The following is a 19,313-nucleotide window of genomic DNA, read 5'->3' on the forward strand; positions in this document are numbered from 1 at the left end:
CTTCATCCTCGGGCGAGGCGGTCTATAACAAAGCCCCCTGCCCCCGTCCAGCGCGAATTTCGCCCTGCCGGTCGCTGCCGCCGAAATCGCGCATGATCTCGCCGGCGATCGTGCCCAGAACCTCCTGCAGCCCGGGCAGCCGCGCCGGGGTGAGGCGCGACACCGGGCCGGAGATCGACACCGCGGCCACGCCCTGGCCGTGCTCGTCGCGCAGCGGCACGCTGAGGCAGCGCAGGCCCTCGGTGAATTCCTCCGCGTCATGGGCCACGCCGCAGGCGCGGATGCGGCCCAGCTCGGCCAGCATCGCCGCCGGGGTGGTGAGGGTGGCGGCGGTGGCCGCAGGCATGCCCTGCTCGGCGAGGATGGCGCGCACGCGCTCGTCCGGCATGGTGGCGAGCAGTGCCTTGCCCGCCCCCGACCAGTGCATCTTCACCCGTCCGCCCACCTGGGTGATGGCCCGCATGGTGTGGCGGCTTTCCACCTGGGCCATGCAGATCACCTCGCCACCGCTCTCCACGTAGATGTTCGCGGTCTCCCCGGTCACCTCCATCAGCCGGCGCAGATAGGGCCGCGCCAGGGCGATGATGTCGCGGTTGCGGGTGAAGGTGGCGCCCACGGTGAAGGCGGAGACGCCGATCTGCCACAGGCCGGTCATCGCCTCGAACCGCACGAAGCGCTCGCCTTCCAGCGTGGTGAGGATGCGGTGCGTGGTGGAGGCGGCGAGCTGCGCGCGCTCGGCCGTTTCGGTGAGCGTGAGCCCGTCCGAGCTGGCGGCGAGGGCCCGCAGGATGGCGATGGCGCGCGCGATCGACCGCACCTGGCCGGAGCGGCTGTCTGCAGGGTCCGGCGTCTGGCGGCCGGCCAGTGGCTTTTGTGTCATGGGCTCACGATAGCGCGGCGCGACGGCCGGGAACAGACGGCATTTCGGCCTAGTCCGGATCGATGCCGGACAGGCGCCGGCCCTCGCAGACGGTGCGGATCTCCTCGATCAGGGCGTGCAGTTCCTCGCCCGGCGGCTCGTTGCCGCGCAGCGACAGGCCGACGGGGCCGGTCCAGTCCTCGCCGCCCGGGCCGATGGCCACAAGCCGGCCCAGGCCGATCTCCTCCTCCACCACGCCGCGCGAGATGAGCCAGACCGCGTCCGAGTCCCGCACGATGGCCCGGCCGAAGGCGAGCGAGACGGATTCGTAGCGCGCCTGCAGCCCGCCCAGCCCGCGCGCCAGCAGGAACTGCTCGGCCGTGGTCCGGATCACTGCGCCCGGCGGCGGCAGGATCAGCGGATACTGCCCCAGCGCGCCGATGTCCCCGGAGGCCACCAGCGGGTGGCCCGGCCGCACCACGACGGCGATCTGCTCGGAATAGAGGTGTTCGAACACCAGCCCGGCCATCTGCTCGGGCACCGCGAGCCGGCCCACGACCATGTCCAGCGCATGGCCGCGGAGCTGTTCGAGCAGGAACCAGTTCGGCGCGGTGGAGACGCGCAGCTGCACCTGGGGGTGGGACTGCGCGAAGCGCAGCGCTGCCGTGGGCATCACGCCCGTCGCCACCGTGGGCAGCACGCCCAGCCGCAGCATCGGCTTGCGCGGCTTGCCGGACACCACCGCAACCCCCTGGCGCAGCGAGGACAGCGCCGCCCCGGCATGTTCGCGAAACCGCAGGCCCGCGCGGGTGAGCCGCAGCCGCCGGCCGCTGCGGTCGAACAGCGAGACGTCGAGCATGTCCTCGAGTTCGCGCAGGGTCTTGGAGGCGGCAGGCTGGGAAATGTGCAGGATCTCGGCCGCTTGACCCACTGATCCGAGGCGCGCAATCTCCTCGAAACAGCGGAGATGTCGCAAACGCAACCTGGCGTCGAGGCTCATGATAACCCTCTGGTTATGGTGATCGCTCAATTCTTCATTTTACATAACCATACCGGCATGGAAAATACGTCACACAAAAGGGGGGACCAGCTATGCAAATCGCAACCATCAACGGCGTGAAGATCCACCACGCCGTGACGGGCCCGGAGAGCGGGCGCGCGGTGCTGTTCATCAATTCGCTGGGGACCGATTTCCGTGTCTGGGACCGGGTTCTGCCGCTGCTGCCGGAGGGCACGCGGGTGATCCGCTACGACAAGCGCGGCCACGGCCTTTCCGAGTGCCCCGCCGCCCCGTATTTCATGGGCGATCTGGTGGCCGAGGCGGCCGGGCTGCTCGACCACCTCGGGGTGGGGCGGGTGCTGGTGGTGGGCCTGTCGATCGGCGGGCAGATCGCGCAGGGGCTGGCGGCGGAGCGGCCGGACCTGGTGGAGGCCATGGTGCTCTCCAACACCGCCGCGAAGATCGGCACGCCCGACAGCTGGGACACCCGCATCGAGGAGATCCACAAGGGCGGCATCGCCGCGCTGGAGGAGGCCATCCTGTCGCGCTGGTTCTCCCGCGCCTTCCGCGAATCCCGCCCCGAGGAGCTTGCCGGCTGGCGCCACATGCTGTGCCGCACGCCCGAGGACGGCTACGTGGGCTGCTGCTACGCCATCAAGGACACCGATCTGGTGGAGAGCACCGGCCGGCTCACCCTGCCCACCCTCGCCATCGCCGGGGACGAGGACGGCTCCACCCCGCCGGACCTGGTGCGCGAGACCGCCGGGCTGATCCCCGGCGCGCGCTTCCACCTGGTGCGCGGCGCGGGCCACCTGCCCTGCGTGGAGCAGCCTGCCGATGTGGCCGCCGCACTCACCGAGTTCATGAAGGAGACCGCCCTTGTCCGAGAGATATGACGCCGGCATGGCCACCCGCCGCTCCGTGCTGGGGGATGCGCATGTCGACCGCGCGGAGGCCGCGAAGACCCCGTTCGACGAGCCGTTCCAGACCTTCATCACCGAGGGGGCCTGGGGCTCGGTCTGGTCGCGGCCGCATTTCACGAAGCGCGAGCGCTCCATCGTCACGCTGGCCCTGCTGGCGGGGATGGGAAATTTCGACGAGGTGGCCATGCATGTCCGCGCCACCGCGAACACCGGTGCCACGCGCGACGACCTCATCGAGGCGATGCTGCATGTCGCGGTCTACTGCGGCGTGCCGAAGGCGAACCACGCCATCAAGATCATCAAGCAGACCTATGCGGAGATGGACGGCGCGGCGTAACGCGCCCGGTTCCGCACGGCTGGCCAGGCAAGACAGAGGAGACGCAACATGTCCGACGGGAGCTATTTCCAGCGTGACCGGGGCTGGCATCCGCCCGCCTATGCACCGGGGTACAAGACCAGCGTGAAGCGCAGCCCGCAGGCGGCGCTGATCTCGCTCAACACCACCATCTCGGAGATGACCGGCCCGGTGTTCGGCCACAACATGCTGGGCGAGCTGGACAACGACCTGGTGCACAATTACGCGAAGCCCGGCGAGAGCGCCATCGGCCAGCGCATCATCGTCTACGGCCGGGTGCTGGACGAGAACGGCCGCGGCGTGCCCGGCGCGCTGGTGGAGTTCTGGCAGGCCAATGCCGGCGGGCGCTATCGCCACAAGAAGGAAACCTATCTCGCGCCGCTCGACCCGAATTTCGGCGGCTGCGGGCGCGCGATCACCGATGAGCACGGCGGCTACCGCTTCCGCACCATCCAGCCCGGCGCCTACCCCTGGCCCAACGGCGTGAACGACTGGCGCCCGGCGCATATCCACTTCTCGGTCTTCGGCCATGCCTTCGCGCAGCGGCTCATCACCCAGATGTACTTCGAGGGCGACCCGATGATCTGGCAGTGCCCGATCGTGAAGACCATCCCCTCCCGGGAGGCGATCGAGAGCCTGATCGCGCCGCTCGACATGAACAACACCATTCCCATGGACGCGCGCGCCTACAAGTTCGACATCGTGCTGCGCGGCCGCCGCTCGACGATGTTCGAGAACCGCAAGGAGGGGAACTGACATGCAGGGCCTGGACCAGCTGAAGGAAACCGCGTCGCAGACCGCGGGACCCTACGTGCACATCGGCTGCGTGCCGAACTTCTGCGACATCACCGGCGTCTTCCCGGAGGATCTGGGCTGCCGGATGGTGAACGCGCACACGAAGGGCGAGCGCATCACCGTGCGCGGCCGGGTGTTCGACGGCACCGGCACGCCGCTGCGCGACGCGCTGATCGAGATCTGGCAGGCCGATGCGGAGGGGCTCTATCCCGGCCCGCAGGAGAAGCGCGGCATGGCGGACCCGAACTTCACCGGCTTCGGCCGCTCGCCCGGCGACATGACCACCGGCGAGTACGTGTTCGAGACCGTGCGCCCGGGCACCGTGCCCTTCCCCGACGGCCGCCCCATGGCGCCGCACATCACCTTCTGGGTGGTGGCGCGCGGCATCAACATCGGCCTGCACACCCGGATGTACTTTCCCGATGACGAAGAGGCGCTGAAGGCCGACCCGATCCTGATGCGCATCGAGCACCAGGTGCGCGTGGCCACGCTGATCGCGCAGAAGACGGGGGAGGCGGAGTACACCTTCGACATCCACCTCCAGGGGCCGAAGGAGACGATCTTCTTCGACATCTGACGCAACGCCTGCCACAGGTCCCGCCCCGTAGGGTGGGTCCGGGAGGGGAGGCACTCCCCTCCCGACTGCCTTTCCGGAGAACCGACATGTCCAATCCCTGCATCCTCTGCGTGGCGATCACCGGCTCGCTTCCCACGAAGGCCAACAACCCCGCGGTGCCGATCACCGTCGCCGAGCAGATCGAGAGCACCCAGGAGGCCTTCGAGGCCGGGGCCACCATCGCCCATTGCCACGTGCGCAACGACGATCAGACCCCCTCCTCGGACCCCGCGAAATTCGCCGCCCTAAAGGAGGGGCTGGAGAAGCACTGCCCGGGGATGATCATCCAGCTCTCCACCGGTGGCCGCTCCGGCGCCGGCCGCACCCGGGGCGGCATGTTGCCGCTCAGCCCGGACATGGCCTCGCTCTCGGTGGGCTCGAACAACTTCCCCACCCGGGTCTACGAGAACCCGCCCGATCTCGTCGACTGGCTGGCCGCCGAGATGCGCACCTACGGGGTGAAGCCGGAGATCGAGGCCTTCGACCTCTCCCACATCCACCAGGCGGTGGCGATGCAGAAGGACGGGCGGCTGAAGGGCCCGCTGCACATCCAGTTCGTGATGGGGGTGAAGAACGCGATGCCGGCGGACCGGGACACGTTCGAATACTACATCCGCACCGTGAAGCGCCTCGCCCCGGACGCCACCTGGTGCGGCGCCGGCATCGGGCGCGTCCAGGCCACGCTCAACGAGTGGTCCATCGCGCTCGGCGGCCACACCCGCACCGGAATGGAGGACAACGTGCGGCTGGACCGCGACACGCTCGCCCCCTCCAACGCAGCGCTGGTCCGCCGGGCCGCGGAGCTCTGCGAGACATACGAACGCCCCGTGGCCACCTGGCAGCAGGCGCGCGAGATACTGGGCCTTCCGCTCCGCGCTGCCTGAGGTATATGGGGAGGGGAGGCCCCCTCCCCTCGCCCCCTCCTCCCGCAGCGCACTCATTTCGAGGACGGCTCCATGGCTATCTCCCCCTTCGACAGCGTGATGTTCCGCGAGCTCTACGGAGACGCGGAGGCCGCCGCCCTGTTCACCGAGGCCGCGCAGATCCGCGCCATGCTGCTCTTCGAGGGCGCGCTGGCCGAGGTGCAGGGCCGGCTCGGCATCATTCCGCAGGACAGCGCCTTCTTCATCGCCCGCTCCGCGCGCGAGGTGCAGATCGACCCCGCCGCCCTCGCGGCCGGCACCGCGCGCGACGGCGTCGTCGCCCCCGCGCTCGTCGCCGCCTTCCGCCGCGAGATGCAGGCGCCCGAACATGCGAAATGGATCCACTGGGGCGCCACCAGCCAGGACGTGATCGACACCGGGCTGGTGCTGCGCCTGCGCCGGCTGCTCGACATCCTCGACAGCCGGCTCGCCGCGCTGGCCGACACGCTGGCACAGCAGGCGAGCCGCCACGCCGGCACCGTTCTCGCCGCGCGCACCCGGTCGCAGATGGCCACGCCGACCACGCTGGGCGCGAAGATCGCCGTCTGGGCCGCGCCGCTCGCCCGCCACCGGGAGCGGCTGGCGCAGATGCGCCCGCGCCTGCTCACCGTGAGCCTCGCCGGCGCCTCGGGCACCAATGCCGCCCTGGCCGGGCGCGGCACCGAGGTGATGGAGGGCGTGGCGGACGCCCTCGGCCTCGCGCCCTCGCCCATCCCCTGGCACGCGGCGCGCGACAGCATCGCCGAGCTCGCCGGCTGGCTGGCGATGGTGACCGGGAGCCTGGGCAAGATGGGCGGCGACATCATCCTGCTCACCCAGTCGGAGATCCGCGAGATCAGCGCCGGCACCGGCGGCGCCTCCTCCACCATGCCGCACAAGTCGAACCCGGTGGAGCCGGAGACCCTCGTCACCCTCGCCCGCCGCGCGGGCGGAGACCTCTCCACCATCCAGAACGCCATGCTCCACGCGCAGGAGCGCGACGGGGCGGCCTGGGCGCTGGAATGGATGGCCCTGCCGGCGCTCTGCATGGGCTGCGCGGCGGCGCTGCGCCATGCCGCCACCCTCGCGCAGACACTGGAGGCGGCGCCCGAGCGCATGCGCGCCGACATCGACGCCACCCGCGGCATGATGATGGCCGAGGCGGCCACCTTCGCCCTCTCCGCCCACATGCCCCGGCCCGAGGCGCAGACCCTGGTGAAGCGCGCCTGCGCCGAAGCCCTGGCGCAGGACAGCACGCTGGGCGCCGTGCTGCCCGGCCTCACCGACGTGGCGTTGGACTGGGACGCGGTGCTGGACCCCGCCAGCTACACCGGGGACGCCCCGCTCTACCCCGGACGGCTCGCACCGCAGGGCTGATACCGCGGGGCTGATCCGGGCGCCCGGGAAGCCAGGGCCGGCCCCGCTGCCGGGAAGTTCCGGGCAGCCTCGCGCCCCCTGCCCGTCTGCCGCAGCCCCGCTCACCAGATCGCAACCCGTCCCCACCTGCGGCGACACTCCGCAACCTGCGCACCGCCCGGCCCCGGCCACAAGGCGCACCCCCCGAACACCCGTGCTCCGGGCGGCGCAGGCGGATCCCGTGCTACGGTTGCGCCAGGAGAGCCGGTGCCCCCGGAAGACCGGCCGGGGGCGGGCGCCGGCCCGCCCCCGCGGGCCGTTCGCCGAGCGGGGGCTCGATGCCCCCCGAGGGGAAGGCCGGTCAGGGGCGCCCGGCTTCGGGGGCAGTGTCAGGCGTCGCCACGCATGGCGCGCTGCTCGTCGCGCCGGCGGATCCGGTCCGCCCGGCGCATCTGCCAGGCGCCGGCGAAGACACCGAGGGCCACCACCGCCATGATCAGCGTGCCCAGCGCGTTCACGTCCGGGCTCACCCCGAGGCGGACCTTGGAGAAGATCAGCATCGGCAGCGTGGAGGCCCCGGGGCCGGAGACGAAACTCGCGATCACCAGGTCGTCGAAGGACAGCGTGAAGCTCAGCAGCCAGCCCGAGATCAGCGCGGGGGCGATCACCGGCAGGGTGATCTGGAAGAAGATCCAGGGCTGCCGGCCCCCCAGATCCTGCGCCGCCTCCTCGATGGAGCGGTCGAAATCCGTGAGCCGCGCCTGCACGATCACCGCCACATAGGCGAGGCAGAAGGTGGAATGCGCGATGATGATGGTGAGCAGCCCCCGCCCAGAGGGCCAGCCGATCACCTGTTCCATCGCGATGAACAGCAGCAGGAGCGAGAGGCCTGTCACCACTTCCGGCATCACGATGGGCGCGGTGGCCATGCCGGTGAAGAACAGCCGCAGCCGGAACCGCCCGAAGCGCGACAGCACATAGCCCGCCAGCGTGCCCAGCGCGGTCCCCACCGTGGCGGAGACCACCGCCACCTGGATGGAGATCCAGGCCGCGTTCAGCACCGCCTGGTTGCGGAACAGCTCCACATACCAGTGCGTGGACCAGCCCCCCCAGACAGAGACCAGCCGCGAAGCGTTGAAGGAGTAGATCACCAGGATCAGCAGCGGCACGTAGAGCAGCAGGAAGCCCACGGCCGCGGTGGCAAGAAGGAAGATCCGTCCGCGGGTCATCACACTTCTCCTCTCAGCGCCGAGGAATTGCGCAGCATCATGAACGGGATCACCAGGAAGGCGAGCATGGCGATGGCCACCGCCGAGGCCACCGGCCAGTCCCGGTTGCCGAAGAACTCGGTGTAGAGCACCTTGCCGATCATCAGCTGGTCCGGCCCGCCCATCAGCGCGGGGATCACGTATTCTCCCACCGCCGGGATGAACACCAGCAGGCAGCCCGCCGCGATGCCCGGCCCCGAGAGCGGCAGCGTCACCTGCCAGAAGGTGCCGACGGCGGAGGCGCCGAGATCGGCCGAGGCCTCCAGCAGGCTCTCGTCCAGCTTCTCCAGCGTGGCGTAGAGCGGCAGCACCATCAGCGGCAGGTAGGTGAAGACGATGCCCAGGTACACGGCGAAATCGGTCTGCAGCATCTGCACCGGGGCGGAGGTGAGCCCGCTCCACATCAGCACGGTGTTGATGTAGCCGTTCGGGCTCAGCAGCCCCAGCAGCGCGTAGATGCGCAGCAGCGACGAGGTCCAGAACGGCAGCACCACCATCATCAGCAGCGTGGTGCGGGTGGAGGGAGAGGACCGCGCGATGAGATAGGCCATCGGATAGGCGATCACCAGGCAGAAGAAGGTGGAGACCAGCGCCATCCAGATCGAGTTCAGGTAGGCGGTGATGTAGAGCGGGTCGTCCAGCAGCCACTCGTAGTTGAACAGCGAGCCCACGTAGGCGGGCAGCCAGCTGTCCTCGCTCCATTCCAGGATCGGCCCGTAGGGCGGCTGGGCGATCATCCCCTCGGAGAGGGACACCTTCAGCACGATGGCGAAGGGGATGAGGAAGAACAGCAGCAGCCACAGCATCGGGATGCCGATGACCAGGCGCTTGCCGATGCGGGAGCGGTCGGGGGTCTCGCTCATCTCGCTCTCCTGAAGGGGCGCGCGCGCGGGCGGCGCGGCCGGGTCTTGCGGGGGGACAGGGGCACGCGGGCGGCGCGCCCCCGCGGGGTCAGTCGGTGAGCACCAGCGCGCCCTGCGGGGAGAAGCTCACGCTCACCTGGTCGTCCCAGTCGATCGGGGCCTCGTTCTCGCGCGCACGGTTGGTGCGCGCCACCTTCAGGCGGACGCCGGAGGCCATGCGGATGCGGTACTGGGTCATGTCGCCGCGATAGGCGAGGTCCTCGACCTGGCCCAGCAGTGTGGTGGCGGCGAGATCGCGCGAGATGGTGATCTTCTCCGGGCGCACCGCCAGCCAGGCCTTCGCGCCGCTGGCGGGCATCGCCTCGCAGGTGGCTTCCACCACCCCGCCGAGACCCGGGCAGTCCACCCGCACCTGCCCCATCGCGCTGCCCGGCCCGAGCACGTCGGCCTCCAGCATGTTCACCGAGCCGACGAAATCGGCGATGAACCGGTTCTTCGGGAACTCGTAGAGATGGCGCGGCGTGTCCACCTGCACCAGTTCGCCCTGGTCCATCACCCCGATGCGCTCGGCCAGCACCATCGCCTCCTCCTGGTCGTGGGTCACCACGATGAAGGTGGTCTTCAGCCGGTCCTGGATCTGCATCAGCTCGTACTGGGTGTCCTCGCGCAGCTTGGCGTCCAGCGCGGAGAGCGGCTCGTCCAGCAGCAGCACCTTGGGCTGCTTGACCAGCGCGCGCGCCAGCGCCACGCGCTGGCGCTGCCCGCCGGAGAGCTGGTGCGGCTTGCGGCCCGCGAAGGGCTTCAGGCGCACCATCTCGAGCATCTTCGACACCCGGTCGGAGATCTCGGCCTTCGACACGCCCTCCTGGCGCAGCCCGTAGCCCACGTTGCGCTCCACGCTCATGTGCGGGAAGAGCGCGTAGCTCTGGAACATCATGTTCACCGGCCGGTCGGCCGGGCCCACGCCGGTCATCGGCTGGCCGTCGATCTCGATGACGCCCTCATCGGGCGTCTCGAACCCCGCCAGCATGCGCAGCAGGGTGGATTTTCCCGAGCCAGAGCCGCCCAGAAGGCAGAACAGCTCCCCGCGGCGGATCTCCAGCGAGAGATTGTTCACCGCGGTAAAGTCGCCGAAGCGCTTGGTGATGCCGGAGAGGCGGATGAACGGCGCCTCTCCCTGCGACTGGCTCTGGCTCATTCGCCGGTCTTGATCTTGGTCCAGAGGCGGTTGACCACCCGGTCCACCTTGCTGTCGTACACCGGCGCGCCCCAGAGCCGCTCCTTAGCCTTCTCGGTCGGGAAGATGCCCGGATCGGACTTGATCTCCTCGTCGACCATCGGCATCGAGGCGGCGTTCGCGTTCGCGTACCACACGTAATTGGTGATGTCGGCGGTGATCTGGGCGTCCATGATGAAGTTGATGAACTCCAGCGCCAGCTCCGGGTGCGGCGCGTCCTTCGGGATCGCCAACATGTCGAACCACTGCAGCGCGCCCTCGTCGGGGATCACGTACTTGATCTCGACACCGTTCTCGGCCTCCGCGGCGCGGGCCTGGGCCTGGAACACGTCGCCCGACCAGCCGATGGACACGCAGACATCGCCGTTCGCGAGGTCGTTGATGTACTGCGATGAGTGGAAGTAGCGCACGTAGGGGCGCACCTTCATGAGCGCGTCGGCGCCCTTCTCGAAATCGTCCCGCTCGGTGGAGCGCGGGTCGAGGCCGATGTAGTTCATCGCGATCGGCAGGATCTCGGTCGGCGCGTCGAGCATCGAGATGCCGCAGGAGGCCAGCTTCTCGGCATTCGCCGGGTCCAGCACCAGCGCCCAGGAATTCACCGGCGCGTCCTCGCCCAGCGCTTCCTTCACCTTCTCGACATTGTAGCCGATGCCGGTGGTACCCCACATGTAGACGACCGAATGGGCGTTGTCCGCGTCGTAGACCGCGGCGTTCTTCATCAGGTCCGGGTCCATGTTCGCGAGGTTCGGCAGCTTGGACTTGTCCAGTTCCATGTACACGCCCGCTCCCACCTGACGGCGCAGGAAGTCGGAGGTCGGCACCACAACGTCATAGCCCGAGTTGCCGGCCAGCATCTTGGCCTCCAGCGTCTCGTTGCTGTCATAGACGTCGTAGTTGACCTTGGCGCCGGTCGCCGCCTCGAACTTCGCGATCGTGTCCTCGGCGATGTAGTCGGACCAGTTGTACACGTTCAGGACCTTGTCCTGCGCCGCGGCCTGGCTCGCCATGAGGGCAAGCGCCGACACGAGGCAGAGGGCAGTGGTTTTCATGCGGATTCTCCCGGTTGGTAGTGTTCCCCTTAACCACGACTATAGGAGCGGCTTCGCGTTTCGGAAGCGATTTCTTGCGTTGCGGCAAGGCCCGCATACCGCAGCGCGGCAGACTCGGCCCGGCGCCCCCGGAGCCCCGATCCGGGGGAGGAAAATACGCTAAATTTCTCCGGAAGGCGCTTTCCAGCAAGAAAATGACAAGTTTTCGACCATTCGAGACACAAACATGGGTTTTTATGGGTTGACCCCCGGGAATCCGGTGGTATCTAGGGCCGCGGAGGAAAGATGCCCATGACCATCAGCATCATCGTACTTGGGAAGCGCGCGACCCGGCGGAGGTAGACACCCCCGCAGGACCCGCGCGCATGACCCCCGGACCGGGGGTTTTTTTATTGCCGGCACCCCCCTCCGGTGCCGAGTTGGAGATGAGAGCAATGACCCGTCAGATGACCGGTGCCCAGATTGTCGTTCAGGCCCTGAAGGACCAGGGTGTGGACACCGTATTCGGATATCCCGGCGGTGCGGTGCTTCCCATCTACGACGAGATCTTCAAGCAGAACGACATCCGCCACATCCTCGTGCGCCACGAGCAGGGCGCCACCCATGCCGCCGAGGGCTATGCCCGCTCCACCGGCAAGCCCGGTGTCGTGCTCGTCACCTCCGGGCCCGGGGCGACCAATGCCGTCACCGGCATGACCGACGCGCTGCTCGACTCGATCCCGATGATCGTGCTCACCGGCCAGGTGCCCACCTTCATGATCGGCACGGATGCCTTCCAGGAGGCCGATACCGTGGGCATCACCCGCCCCTGCACCAAGCACAACTGGCTGGTGAAGGACACGGACGAGCTGGGCGAGACCATCCACAAGGCCTTCCATGTCGCCACCTCCGGCCGCCCCGGCCCGGTGCTGATCGACATCCCGAAGGACGTGCAGTTCGCCACCGGCACCTATTTCGGCGCCGAACCCACCCGGCCGTGGACCTACAACCCGCAGGTGAAGGGCGATGCCGACGCGATCCTGGACGCAGTGGAGCTGATCGAGCGCGCCGAACGCCCGATCCTCTACACCGGCGGCGGCGTGATCAACTCGGGCCCGGAGGCGAGCCGCCTGCTGCGCGACCTCGCCGCGGCCACCGGCTTTCCCGTCACCTCCACGCTGATGGGGCTGGGCGCCTATCCGGCCTCGGGCAAAGCCTGGCTGGGCATGCTGGGCATGCACGGCACCTACGAGGCCAACATGGCCATGCATGACTGCGACGTGATGATCTGCGTCGGCGCGCGCTTCGATGACCGGATCACCGGGCGCATCGACGCCTTCTCCCCCGGGTCGAAGAAGATCCACATCGACATCGATCCCTCCTCGGTGAACAAGGTCGTGCGCGTCGACGTGCCGATCATCGGCGACATCGCCAACGTGCTCACCGACATGCTGGAGGCCTGGCGGGCCCGGGGCGCGCGCACCCGCGCCGCCGAGATCGAGGACTGGTGGACCCAGATCTCCGGCTGGCGGGCGATGAAGTGCCTCGCCTACAAGGGCTCCGACACGGTGATCAAGCCGCAATACGCGCTGGAGCGGCTGGAGGCCCTGACGAAGGACCATGACCGCTACGTCTGCACCGAGGTGGGCCAGCACCAGATGTGGGCGGCACAGTTCCTCAACTTCGAGGCGCCGAACCGCTGGATGACCTCCGGCGGCCTCGGCACCATGGGCTACGGCGTTCCCGCCTCGGTCGGCGTGCAGATCGCCCATCCGGAGGCACTGGTCATCAACGTGGCCGGCGAGGCCTCCTGGCTGATGACCATGCAGGAGATGCTCACGGCCGTGCAGTACAAGGCGCCGGTCAAGCAGTTCATCATGAACAACGAGCGCCTCGGCATGGTGCGCCAGTGGCAGCAGCTGCTGCACGGCGAGCGCTACTCCCAGTCCTGGTCCGAGGCGCTGCCGGACTTCGTGAAGCTGGCCGAGGCCTTCGGCGCGAAGGGCGCGCAGGTGTCGGACCCCGCCGATCTGGACGAGGCGATCGCCGAGATGCTGGCCTATGACGGGCCCTACATCCTCGACTGCCTGGTGGAGAAGCACGAGAACTGCTTCCCGATGATCCCCTCAGGCAAGGCGCACAACGAGATGCTGCTCGGCGAGGCCTCGACGGAAGGTGCCATCGACACCTCCGGCGCGGTCCTGGTCTGAGCGCGGCAAAGGAGAGACGGACATGAACGCCCTCGCCCTCAAGAAAGGCGCCTCCTCGAAAAGCGCCTACAACCTGCGCGACCCGCATGCCGACCGCGTGGAACGCCACATCATCGCGGTGCTGGTGGACAACGAGTCCGGCGTGCTGGCGCGCGTGATCGGGCTGTTCTCCGGCCGCGGCTTCAACATCGACAGCCTCACCGTCGCGGAGGTGGACCACATGGGCCACCTCAGCCGCATCACCGTGGTCACCTCCGGCACGCCCGAGGTGATCGAGCAGATCAAGGCGCAGCTCGGCCGGCTGGTGCCGGTGGTCGACGTGCACGACCTCACCGTGGAGGCGCCGCATGTGGAGCGCGAGCTCGCCCTGGTGAAGGTGCGCGGCACCGGCGCGAACCGGGTGGAGGCCATGCGCATGGGCGAGGTGTTCCGCGCCCATATCGTCGACACCACGCTGGAGAGCTTCGTCTTCGAGCTGACCGGCGCGCCGGACAAGATCGACACGTTCATCGAGCTGATGCGCCCGCTCGGCCTGATCAACGTCGCCCGCACCGGCGTGGCCGCCATCACCCGCGGCCCCGGCAAGCTGGAGCGCGAGCGCGGCCACGGCTGACCCGCCTGCCGGCCCGGCCGGGTTCCGGCCGGGCTCAGCCCCACCGTGCCCGGCAGCGGGCCGGCCCCCCTTCCCGGCGCCCGCGCCGGACGCAAGACCACCAAAGCAGAAAAGGAACGCCAGATGCGCGTCTATTACGATCGCGATTGCGACATCAACCTGATCAAGGGCCTCAACGTCGCCATCGTCGGCTACGGATCGCAGGGCCATGCCCATGCCCAGAACCTCAACGATTCCGGTGCCAAGAACGTCGTCGTCGCGCTGCGCCCCGGCTCCGCTTCCGCCGCGAAGGCCGAGGCCGCCGGCCTGAAGGTGATGGGCATCGCCGAGGCCGCCGCCTGGGCCGACGTCATCATGATGTGCATGCCCGACGAGCTGCAGGCCGAGACCTACTACGCCCATATCCACGACAACCTGCGCGACGGCGCGGCCATCGCCTTCGCCCACGGCCTGAACGTGCACTTCAGCCTCATCGAGCCGAAGCCGGGCGTGGACGTGATCATGATGGCGCCCAAGGGCCCCGGCCACACCGTGCGCGGCGAGTTCGTGAAAGGCGGCGGCGTGCCCTGCCTCGTGGCCGTGCACCAGAACCCGTCGGGCCGCGCGCTCGAGATCGGGCTCTCCTACTGCTCGGCCATCGGCGGCGGCCGCTCGGGCATCATCGAGACCGACTTCAAGGAAGAGTGCGAGACCGATCTCTTCGGTGAGCAGGCCGTGCTCTGCGGCGGCCTCGTGGAGCTGATCCGCATGGGCTTCGAGACCCTGGTCGAGGCCGGCTACGCGCCCGAGATGGCCTATTTCGAGTGCCTGCACGAGGTGAAGCTCATCGTCGACCTCATCTACGAGGGCGGCATCGCCAACATGAACTACTCGATCTCCAACACCGCGGAGTTCGGCGAGTACCACTCCGGCCCGCAGATCCTGCCCTACGACGAGACCAAGGCGCGGATGAAATCGGTGCTCAAGGACATCCAGGACGGCCGTTTCGTGTCCGAGTGGATGCGCGAGTACAAGGCCGGCATGCCGATGTTCAAGGCGATCCGCCGCAACAACGACGCCCACCAGATCGAGGAAGTCGGCGAGAAGCTGCGCGCCATGATGCCCTGGATCGGCGCCAACAAGCTCGTCGACAAGTCGAAGAACTGATCGCGGGGGCCCTGCCCCCCGCACGCCGGGCCGCCCGCCTCCCCCTCCGCGCCGCACATCTGCGCGGGGGGGAACCGCCGCGGCGCCTCTCCCTCCCGGGGCCACCACCGGCAGCGGACCTCCCCCCGGGAGGCACTGCCACAGAGCCCCCCTCCTCCGCACCGATACACCGGGCGCAGCGCGCCGCCGGAGAAACCCTGCCCGGGGGCCTCTCCCCTCTGCGCCGTGCCCGCAGCGGCCCCGCCTCTCACGGGCTGCAGGTGGCCTCCCCCTTCCCTGCTCGTGCCGGAACCTTCCACTCCGGCCCGCGTTCTCCCTGCAGAACGCCACCCGCGGGTGGCGCAAGACAAAGCAAAGGAGGAGATCCGACATGAAACGGAACTTTCTGCCCATCGCCGCTGTCGTGAGTGTCATGGCCGCCGCGCCCGTTCTTGCCCAGACCTACGGCACCGGCACGCCGCAGGGCAACGTTGTGCCGCCCAGCTCCACGGTGGTGACCCCCCCGGCCAACACCGCCGTGACCCCGATGGGCACGACCGTGACCCGGATGGGCCAGGCCCGCGCGCCCGGCATGGTTCATGACGAGCGCGACCTGACCCAGCACATCGGCCGGGCCCAGTTCTCCGACCAGCTCCGCACCGAGGACCAGGTGGCCCGGGTGGTCAAGGAAGCCTACGGCTCCAACGTCCACCACGGCCACAGCCTGTCCGAGGCGACGCTGCAGCAGATCAGGCCCGGCAACCTGATGCCGACCTCGGTGCGCGAGCAGGCCGTGCCGTCGCGCCTTTCCGGCAAGCTGCCGAACAGCCAGCCGGGCAGCCGCTGGGCGCGCGTGGGCTCCAACCTCGTGGAGATCGGGTCGGACGGCCGGATCCTCGTGACGGTCTATGACATCGTGCCGAGCGCCTGATCCGGCGCCCACCGGGCACAGCCGCTGACACCAGACCCCTCGCAGCCCCGCTGCGAGGGGTTTTTCGTGGGAAACCGGGCCGGACAACGCCGCCGCCCCGGCAGGCGCCGGCCGGGCACGGCCACTTCGGGCGCGGACGCGTGGCGTCCCGCCCCGCACGATCGATGCCGTCAGCAGGGGGCAAGGCAAGGCCGCTTGTTCACCGTGCGCCTTGCAGGACAGGGGATCGCGCAAGCGTCGCCGGGCGGTGGCAATCCTGCGGCCGCCAACCTCCTGTGGACATCGCGCAAGCATCGTCGGGCGGGGAGTTTCGTGCCGCCTCCGACCGCCCGCGGGCATCGCGTGGACCGGGCCTCGGGGATGCCGCGCGAGAGGGAGCATCCGCCAGCGCAGCGCGCGCCGGTGCAGGGTGCACTGGCACGTCTCGGCACGTCAGGCCCCGGGGTGCGGCGCATGAAAGCGCAGGCCGTGGGCGCATCCCGCGAGACGGAGGGCCGCCAGTGCGGGGCCCGGGGCGGCAGGCCCTGCCGTGTCAGAAATCCGTCGGCGCCCCGCCCTCCCGGCGGCGGCGCTCCACGAACTCGGCAAGCTCCTCGGCGATGGCCAGGTCCATCTCCGGCGGCTCGAACTCGGCAAGGATGCGCTTCCAGCGTGCCATCGCCCGCTCCGGGGTGCGCACCGCACCCGCCTCCTCCCAGGCCTTGTAGTTGCGCCAGTCCGAGAGGAAGGGCTCGTAGAACGCGTCCTGATAGCGGGCCTGGGTGTGGGCCGCGCCGAAGAAATGCCCCGAAGGCCCCACTTCGGCGATGGCATCGAGCGCCAGATCGCCCTCCGTCACCCCGATGGGCCGGTTGTAATGGATGACCTGCTGGAGCATCTCGCAATCCATCACGAACTTCTCGTAGGAGGCGCAGAGCCCGCCCTCCAGCCAGCCGGCGGAATGGTAGACCATGTTCGCCCGGCCCGAGTTGCAGGCCCAGAGGGAGAAGCCGCTCTCCCAGGCCGCCTGCGCATCGGGGGCATTCGCCGCGCAGGCGTTGGAAGCGCGCAGCGGCAGGCCGTAGAACCGCGCCATCTGGCCCGACATCTGCGTGGCGCGCATGTATTCCGGCGTGCCGAAGGCCGGCGCGCCCGAGCGCATGTCCACGTTGGAGGTGAAGGACCCCATCACCACCGGCAGCCCGGGGCGGATGGCCTGGCACAGCACCAGGGCGCAGAGCGCCTCCGCCGTCTGCTGGGCGATGGCGCCGGCCAGCGTCACCGGCGCCATGGCGCCCGCCAGCGTGAAGGGCGAGACCACCACCGGCTGGCCGCGCCGGGCGAGGCGCATCGCGCCGTCGAGCATCGGCCAGTCATGCTTGAGCGGGCTGGAAGAGTTGATGTTGGTGAACATGCGCGGGGCGGCGTCGAATTCCTCGTGGCTGAGGCCGCCGGCGATGCGCACCATCTCCATCGCATCCTCGATGCGCTCGGGCCCCAGCGCGTAGGCGTGCACCGCCTTGTCGGTGAGGGTGAGCATGTCGTGCAGGCAGTCCAGATGGCGGGTGGAGGCGTGCAGGTCCACCGGTTCCACCGGGTAGCCGCCGTTGAAGTGGATGCAGTTGAAATGCTGGGTGAGCTTCACCAGGTCGCGGAAGCTCTCCCGGTCGCCGCTGCGCCGGCCGCGCTCCAGGTCGGAGCAGTTCGGCGGCGAGGAGACATTGCCGAAGGCCAGGTGGTGCCCGCCGATGTCGATCGCGCGCTCCGGGTTGCGCGGGGTGATGCGGAAGCTCGCGGGCGCCAGCGCGATATGCGCGCGCACCATCTCGCGGTCCATGCGCACGGTGCGCGTGTCGCGGTCCACGCTGGCGCCGGCACGCGTGAGGATGTCCAGCGCCTCGTCATGCAGGAACAGGATGCCGATGTCCTCGAGAATGCGCATCGCGGTGTCGTCGATCGCGCGCACGCCCTCCTCGTCCAGCGGGCAGGTGGGCGCGTCGATGAGCTGCGGCTGGCCCCAGGCCGTCTGGCGCAGGCCGGTGGCCGCGGCCCGCCGGTCGTTTCCCGCCTGTGCGCCGCTGCGTCCACGGCCGCGCCGGCGCGGTTCGGTCTCCATGCGCATTCTCCTGCTGCATCCCCCGGGGGCCGAGCCTAGCGCAGCCATCGCCCCACGCGATGCGACGGATGCGACACCCTCTCCCCCCGGGAGCGACCCCGGGGCGGGCTACTGGCCGTCTTCCGGGGCGAGGCAGGTCTCGAAACTGTCGGCGATCGCGTCGATCAGCGCGCCGTAGAGGCCCGGGCCGGGGGCGAGCGTGCTGCCCAGCGGGTCGATCATCGCCAGCCGCACCGGCGTACCCTCCACCAGCCGCTCGGCCATGCGCGGCGAGAACTGCGGCTCGGTGAACATGCAGACCACCCCGGCCCCCTCCAGCGCCGCGCGCAGCCCGGAGACATGGGCCGCCCCCGGCCGGGCGGCGTCCGAGAGCTGGACCGCATCGACATGGCTCAGCCCGAAGCGGTGCTCGAAATGGCGGTAGGCGTCGTGGAACACCACGTAGGGCTGCTTGGCCAGCGGCCGCATGCGCTGCTCGATGGCCTTCTCCTGCAGCGCGATCCGGGCCACCGCCTCCTCCGCGTTCTGGCGGTAGAGCGCGGAATTGGGCGGGTCGGTCTCCGCCAGCGCATCGGCGATCACCGGCAGCCAGATGCGCGCCACGTCCGGATTCAGCCACAGATGCGGGTCGACGCCGCCATGGCCGCCCTGCGCGCTGTCCGCGCCGTCGGGCGGCAGCGGCGGCAGCGGCAGGCCCGGCACCTCCCCCAGTTCGATCACATAGGCCCGGCTCGCCAGCGCGCCCAGCGGCGGCTCCAGCCAGGGCGTGAGCACGTGCCCGACGAGGAAGACAAGGTCCGCCTCCGCCAGCATCCGCGCCTCCGAGGGCCGCAGCGCATAGTCATGCGGGGAAATGCCCGGCCGGATGAGCAGGCCCGGCGGCGGCATCTCCACGCCCCGCGTCACCTGCATCACCAGGCTGCGCACCGGGGAGATGTCGGCCACCACCCGCGGCGCCTGGGCGCGGGCCGGCTGCGCCGGCGCGGCCCAGAGCGCCGGCAGGAGGGTGGCAACCAGGATGAACGATCGCAGCATGGAGGTCTCCGGAGATGTCATTGCCCCCCGAGATACCCGCTGGCCCGGCGGGCGGCAAGCGCGCCGTTATAGTGTAACGGGCGCCGCCGCGGCCGCCCGGGA

Annotated in this window: 18 protein-coding genes; 10 read left to right on the forward strand and 8 right to left on the reverse strand. The window is 69.6% G+C overall.

The features are described 5' to 3' along the window. Positions 1–22: 22 nt before the first annotated feature. Positions 23–880, reverse strand: a complete 858-nt coding sequence (locus tag FDP22_RS00900; protein ID WP_138577176.1) for an IclR family transcriptional regulator — start codon at positions 878–880, stop codon at positions 23–25. Between the two features lie 49 nt (positions 881–929). Further along, positions 930–1,859 (reverse strand): pca operon transcription factor PcaQ, encoded by a 930-nt coding sequence (gene pcaQ, locus FDP22_RS00905; RefSeq protein ID WP_138577174.1) that lies wholly within the window; start codon positions 1,857–1,859, stop codon positions 930–932. Positions 1,860–1,951: 92 nt separating this feature from the next. Between pcaQ and pcaD the strand changes: the two genes are divergently transcribed. The 6 genes from pcaD to FDP22_RS00935 all read left to right on the forward strand — a co-directional run bounded on the left by pcaD (position 1,952) and on the right by FDP22_RS00935 (position 6,827). Next, complete coding sequence (gene pcaD, locus FDP22_RS00910) at positions 1,952–2,755, forward strand: 3-oxoadipate enol-lactonase (RefSeq protein ID WP_138577172.1); 804 nt, start codon at positions 1,952–1,954, stop codon at positions 2,753–2,755. 7 nt (positions 2,756–2,762) lie between these two features. Continuing rightward, complete coding sequence (pcaC, locus tag FDP22_RS00915) at positions 2,763–3,119, forward strand: 4-carboxymuconolactone decarboxylase (RefSeq protein WP_138577354.1); 357 nt, start codon at positions 2,763–2,765, stop codon at positions 3,117–3,119. A gap of 48 nt (positions 3,120–3,167) precedes the next feature. Continuing rightward, positions 3,168–3,893 (forward strand): protocatechuate 3,4-dioxygenase subunit beta, encoded by a 726-nt coding sequence (pcaH, locus tag FDP22_RS00920; RefSeq protein WP_138577170.1) that lies wholly within the window; start codon positions 3,168–3,170, stop codon positions 3,891–3,893. Between the two features lies 1 nt (position 3,894). Continuing rightward, a complete protein-coding gene (gene pcaG / locus FDP22_RS00925) occupies positions 3,895–4,509 on the forward strand; it encodes a protocatechuate 3,4-dioxygenase subunit alpha (protein WP_138577168.1) in 615 nt (204 codons plus the stop codon). Between the two features lie 86 nt (positions 4,510–4,595). Beyond that, positions 4,596–5,432, forward strand: a complete 837-nt coding sequence (locus tag FDP22_RS00930; RefSeq protein ID WP_138577166.1) for a 3-oxoadipate:acetyl-CoA acetyltransferase — start codon at positions 4,596–4,598, stop codon at positions 5,430–5,432. A gap of 72 nt (positions 5,433–5,504) precedes the next feature. Continuing rightward, entirely contained in the window at positions 5,505–6,827 is a 1,323-nt protein-coding gene (locus tag FDP22_RS00935; protein ID WP_138577164.1) for a 3-carboxy-cis,cis-muconate cycloisomerase, read from the forward strand. A 368-nt stretch (positions 6,828–7,195) separates the two neighbouring features. Here FDP22_RS00935 and FDP22_RS00940 read toward each other — a convergent pair whose 3' ends face one another. The 4 genes from FDP22_RS00940 to FDP22_RS00955 all read right to left on the reverse strand — a co-directional run bounded on the left by FDP22_RS00940 (position 7,196) and on the right by FDP22_RS00955 (position 11,223). Next, positions 7,196–8,035, reverse strand: coding sequence for an ABC transporter permease subunit (locus FDP22_RS00940; protein ID WP_138577162.1), 840 nt, complete (start codon positions 8,033–8,035; stop codon positions 7,196–7,198). Then, a complete protein-coding gene (locus FDP22_RS00945) occupies positions 8,035–8,937 on the reverse strand; it encodes an ABC transporter permease subunit (protein ID WP_138577160.1) in 903 nt (300 codons plus the stop codon). The genes FDP22_RS00940 and FDP22_RS00945 overlap by 1 nt, the downstream gene beginning before the upstream one ends. 88 nt (positions 8,938–9,025) lie before the next feature. Beyond that, complete coding sequence (locus FDP22_RS00950; RefSeq protein WP_138577158.1) at positions 9,026–10,135, reverse strand: ABC transporter ATP-binding protein; 1,110 nt, start codon at positions 10,133–10,135, stop codon at positions 9,026–9,028. Then, positions 10,132–11,223 carry a polyamine ABC transporter substrate-binding protein gene (locus FDP22_RS00955; protein WP_138577156.1) on the reverse strand — a complete coding sequence of 364 codons (1,092 nt, stop codon included), beginning with the start codon at positions 11,221–11,223 and terminating at the stop codon, positions 10,132–10,134. The genes FDP22_RS00950 and FDP22_RS00955 overlap by 4 nt, the downstream gene beginning before the upstream one ends. 434 nt (positions 11,224–11,657) lie before the next feature. Between FDP22_RS00955 and FDP22_RS00960 the strand changes: the two genes are divergently transcribed. The 4 genes from FDP22_RS00960 to FDP22_RS00975 all read left to right on the forward strand — a co-directional run bounded on the left by FDP22_RS00960 (position 11,658) and on the right by FDP22_RS00975 (position 16,081). Beyond that, entirely contained in the window at positions 11,658–13,412 is a 1,755-nt protein-coding gene (locus FDP22_RS00960) for an acetolactate synthase 3 large subunit (protein ID WP_138577155.1), read from the forward strand. Between the two features lie 22 nt (positions 13,413–13,434). Beyond that, positions 13,435–14,025 carry an acetolactate synthase small subunit gene (ilvN, locus tag FDP22_RS00965; protein ID WP_138577154.1) on the forward strand — a complete coding sequence of 197 codons (591 nt, stop codon included), beginning with the start codon at positions 13,435–13,437 and terminating at the stop codon, positions 14,023–14,025. A 45-nt stretch (positions 14,026–14,070) separates the two neighbouring features. Next, positions 14,071–15,171, forward strand: a complete 1,101-nt coding sequence (gene ilvC, locus FDP22_RS00970) for a ketol-acid reductoisomerase (protein WP_277884143.1) — start codon at positions 14,071–14,073, stop codon at positions 15,169–15,171. Between the two features lie 370 nt (positions 15,172–15,541). Next, positions 15,542–16,081, forward strand: a complete 540-nt coding sequence (locus FDP22_RS00975) for a hypothetical protein (RefSeq protein ID WP_138577152.1) — start codon at positions 15,542–15,544, stop codon at positions 16,079–16,081. 532 nt (positions 16,082–16,613) lie between these two features. Here the strand turns inward: FDP22_RS00975 and FDP22_RS00980 are convergent. Next, positions 16,614–18,182 (reverse strand): trimethylamine methyltransferase family protein, encoded by a 1,569-nt coding sequence (locus tag FDP22_RS00980; protein WP_138577150.1) that lies wholly within the window; start codon positions 18,180–18,182, stop codon positions 16,614–16,616. A 102-nt stretch (positions 18,183–18,284) separates the two neighbouring features. Beyond that, positions 18,285–19,211, reverse strand: coding sequence for a zinc ABC transporter substrate-binding protein (locus FDP22_RS00985; RefSeq protein WP_170317541.1), 927 nt, complete (start codon positions 19,209–19,211; stop codon positions 18,285–18,287). Positions 19,212–19,313: the final 102 nt, after the last annotated feature.

This window comes from Paroceanicella profunda (assembly GCF_005887635.2).
Lineage (GTDB): Bacteria > Pseudomonadota > Alphaproteobacteria > Rhodobacterales > Rhodobacteraceae > Paroceanicella > Paroceanicella profunda.

What these genes read in the sequence shown, in the direction of transcription:
- pcaG (WP_138577168.1), top strand. Translation starts at nt 3,895, where the DNA reads ATGCAGGGCCTGGACCAGCTGAAGGAAACCGCGTCGCAGACCGCGGGA.
- FDP22_RS00945 (WP_138577160.1), bottom strand. Translation starts at nt 8,937, where the DNA reads ATGAGCGAGACCCCCGACCGCTCCCGCATCGGCAAGCGCCTGGTCATC.
- FDP22_RS00955 (WP_138577156.1), bottom strand. Translation starts at nt 11,223, where the DNA reads ATGAAAACCACTGCCCTCTGCCTCGTGTCGGCGCTTGCCCTCATGGCG.
- FDP22_RS00940 (WP_138577162.1), bottom strand. Translation starts at nt 8,035, where the DNA reads ATGACCCGCGGACGGATCTTCCTTCTTGCCACCGCGGCCGTGGGCTTC.
- pcaH (WP_138577170.1), top strand. Translation starts at nt 3,168, where the DNA reads ATGTCCGACGGGAGCTATTTCCAGCGTGACCGGGGCTGGCATCCGCCC.
- ilvN (WP_138577154.1), top strand. Translation starts at nt 13,435, where the DNA reads ATGAACGCCCTCGCCCTCAAGAAAGGCGCCTCCTCGAAAAGCGCCTAC.
- FDP22_RS00930 (WP_138577166.1), top strand. Translation starts at nt 4,596, where the DNA reads ATGTCCAATCCCTGCATCCTCTGCGTGGCGATCACCGGCTCGCTTCCC.
- FDP22_RS00975 (WP_138577152.1), top strand. Translation starts at nt 15,542, where the DNA reads ATGAAACGGAACTTTCTGCCCATCGCCGCTGTCGTGAGTGTCATGGCC.
- FDP22_RS00985 (WP_170317541.1), bottom strand. Translation starts at nt 19,211, where the DNA reads ATGCTGCGATCGTTCATCCTGGTTGCCACCCTCCTGCCGGCGCTCTGG.
- FDP22_RS00950 (WP_138577158.1), bottom strand. Translation starts at nt 10,135, where the DNA reads ATGAGCCAGAGCCAGTCGCAGGGAGAGGCGCCGTTCATCCGCCTCTCC.
- FDP22_RS00935 (WP_138577164.1), top strand. Translation starts at nt 5,505, where the DNA reads ATGGCTATCTCCCCCTTCGACAGCGTGATGTTCCGCGAGCTCTACGGA.
- FDP22_RS00960 (WP_138577155.1), top strand. Translation starts at nt 11,658, where the DNA reads ATGACCCGTCAGATGACCGGTGCCCAGATTGTCGTTCAGGCCCTGAAG.
- FDP22_RS00980 (WP_138577150.1), bottom strand. Translation starts at nt 18,182, where the DNA reads ATGCGCATGGAGACCGAACCGCGCCGGCGCGGCCGTGGACGCAGCGGC.
- pcaQ (WP_138577174.1), bottom strand. Translation starts at nt 1,859, where the DNA reads ATGAGCCTCGACGCCAGGTTGCGTTTGCGACATCTCCGCTGTTTCGAG.
- pcaC (WP_138577354.1), top strand. Translation starts at nt 2,763, where the DNA reads ATGGCCACCCGCCGCTCCGTGCTGGGGGATGCGCATGTCGACCGCGCG.
- pcaD (WP_138577172.1), top strand. Translation starts at nt 1,952, where the DNA reads ATGCAAATCGCAACCATCAACGGCGTGAAGATCCACCACGCCGTGACG.
- FDP22_RS00900 (WP_138577176.1), bottom strand. Translation starts at nt 880, where the DNA reads ATGACACAAAAGCCACTGGCCGGCCGCCAGACGCCGGACCCTGCAGAC.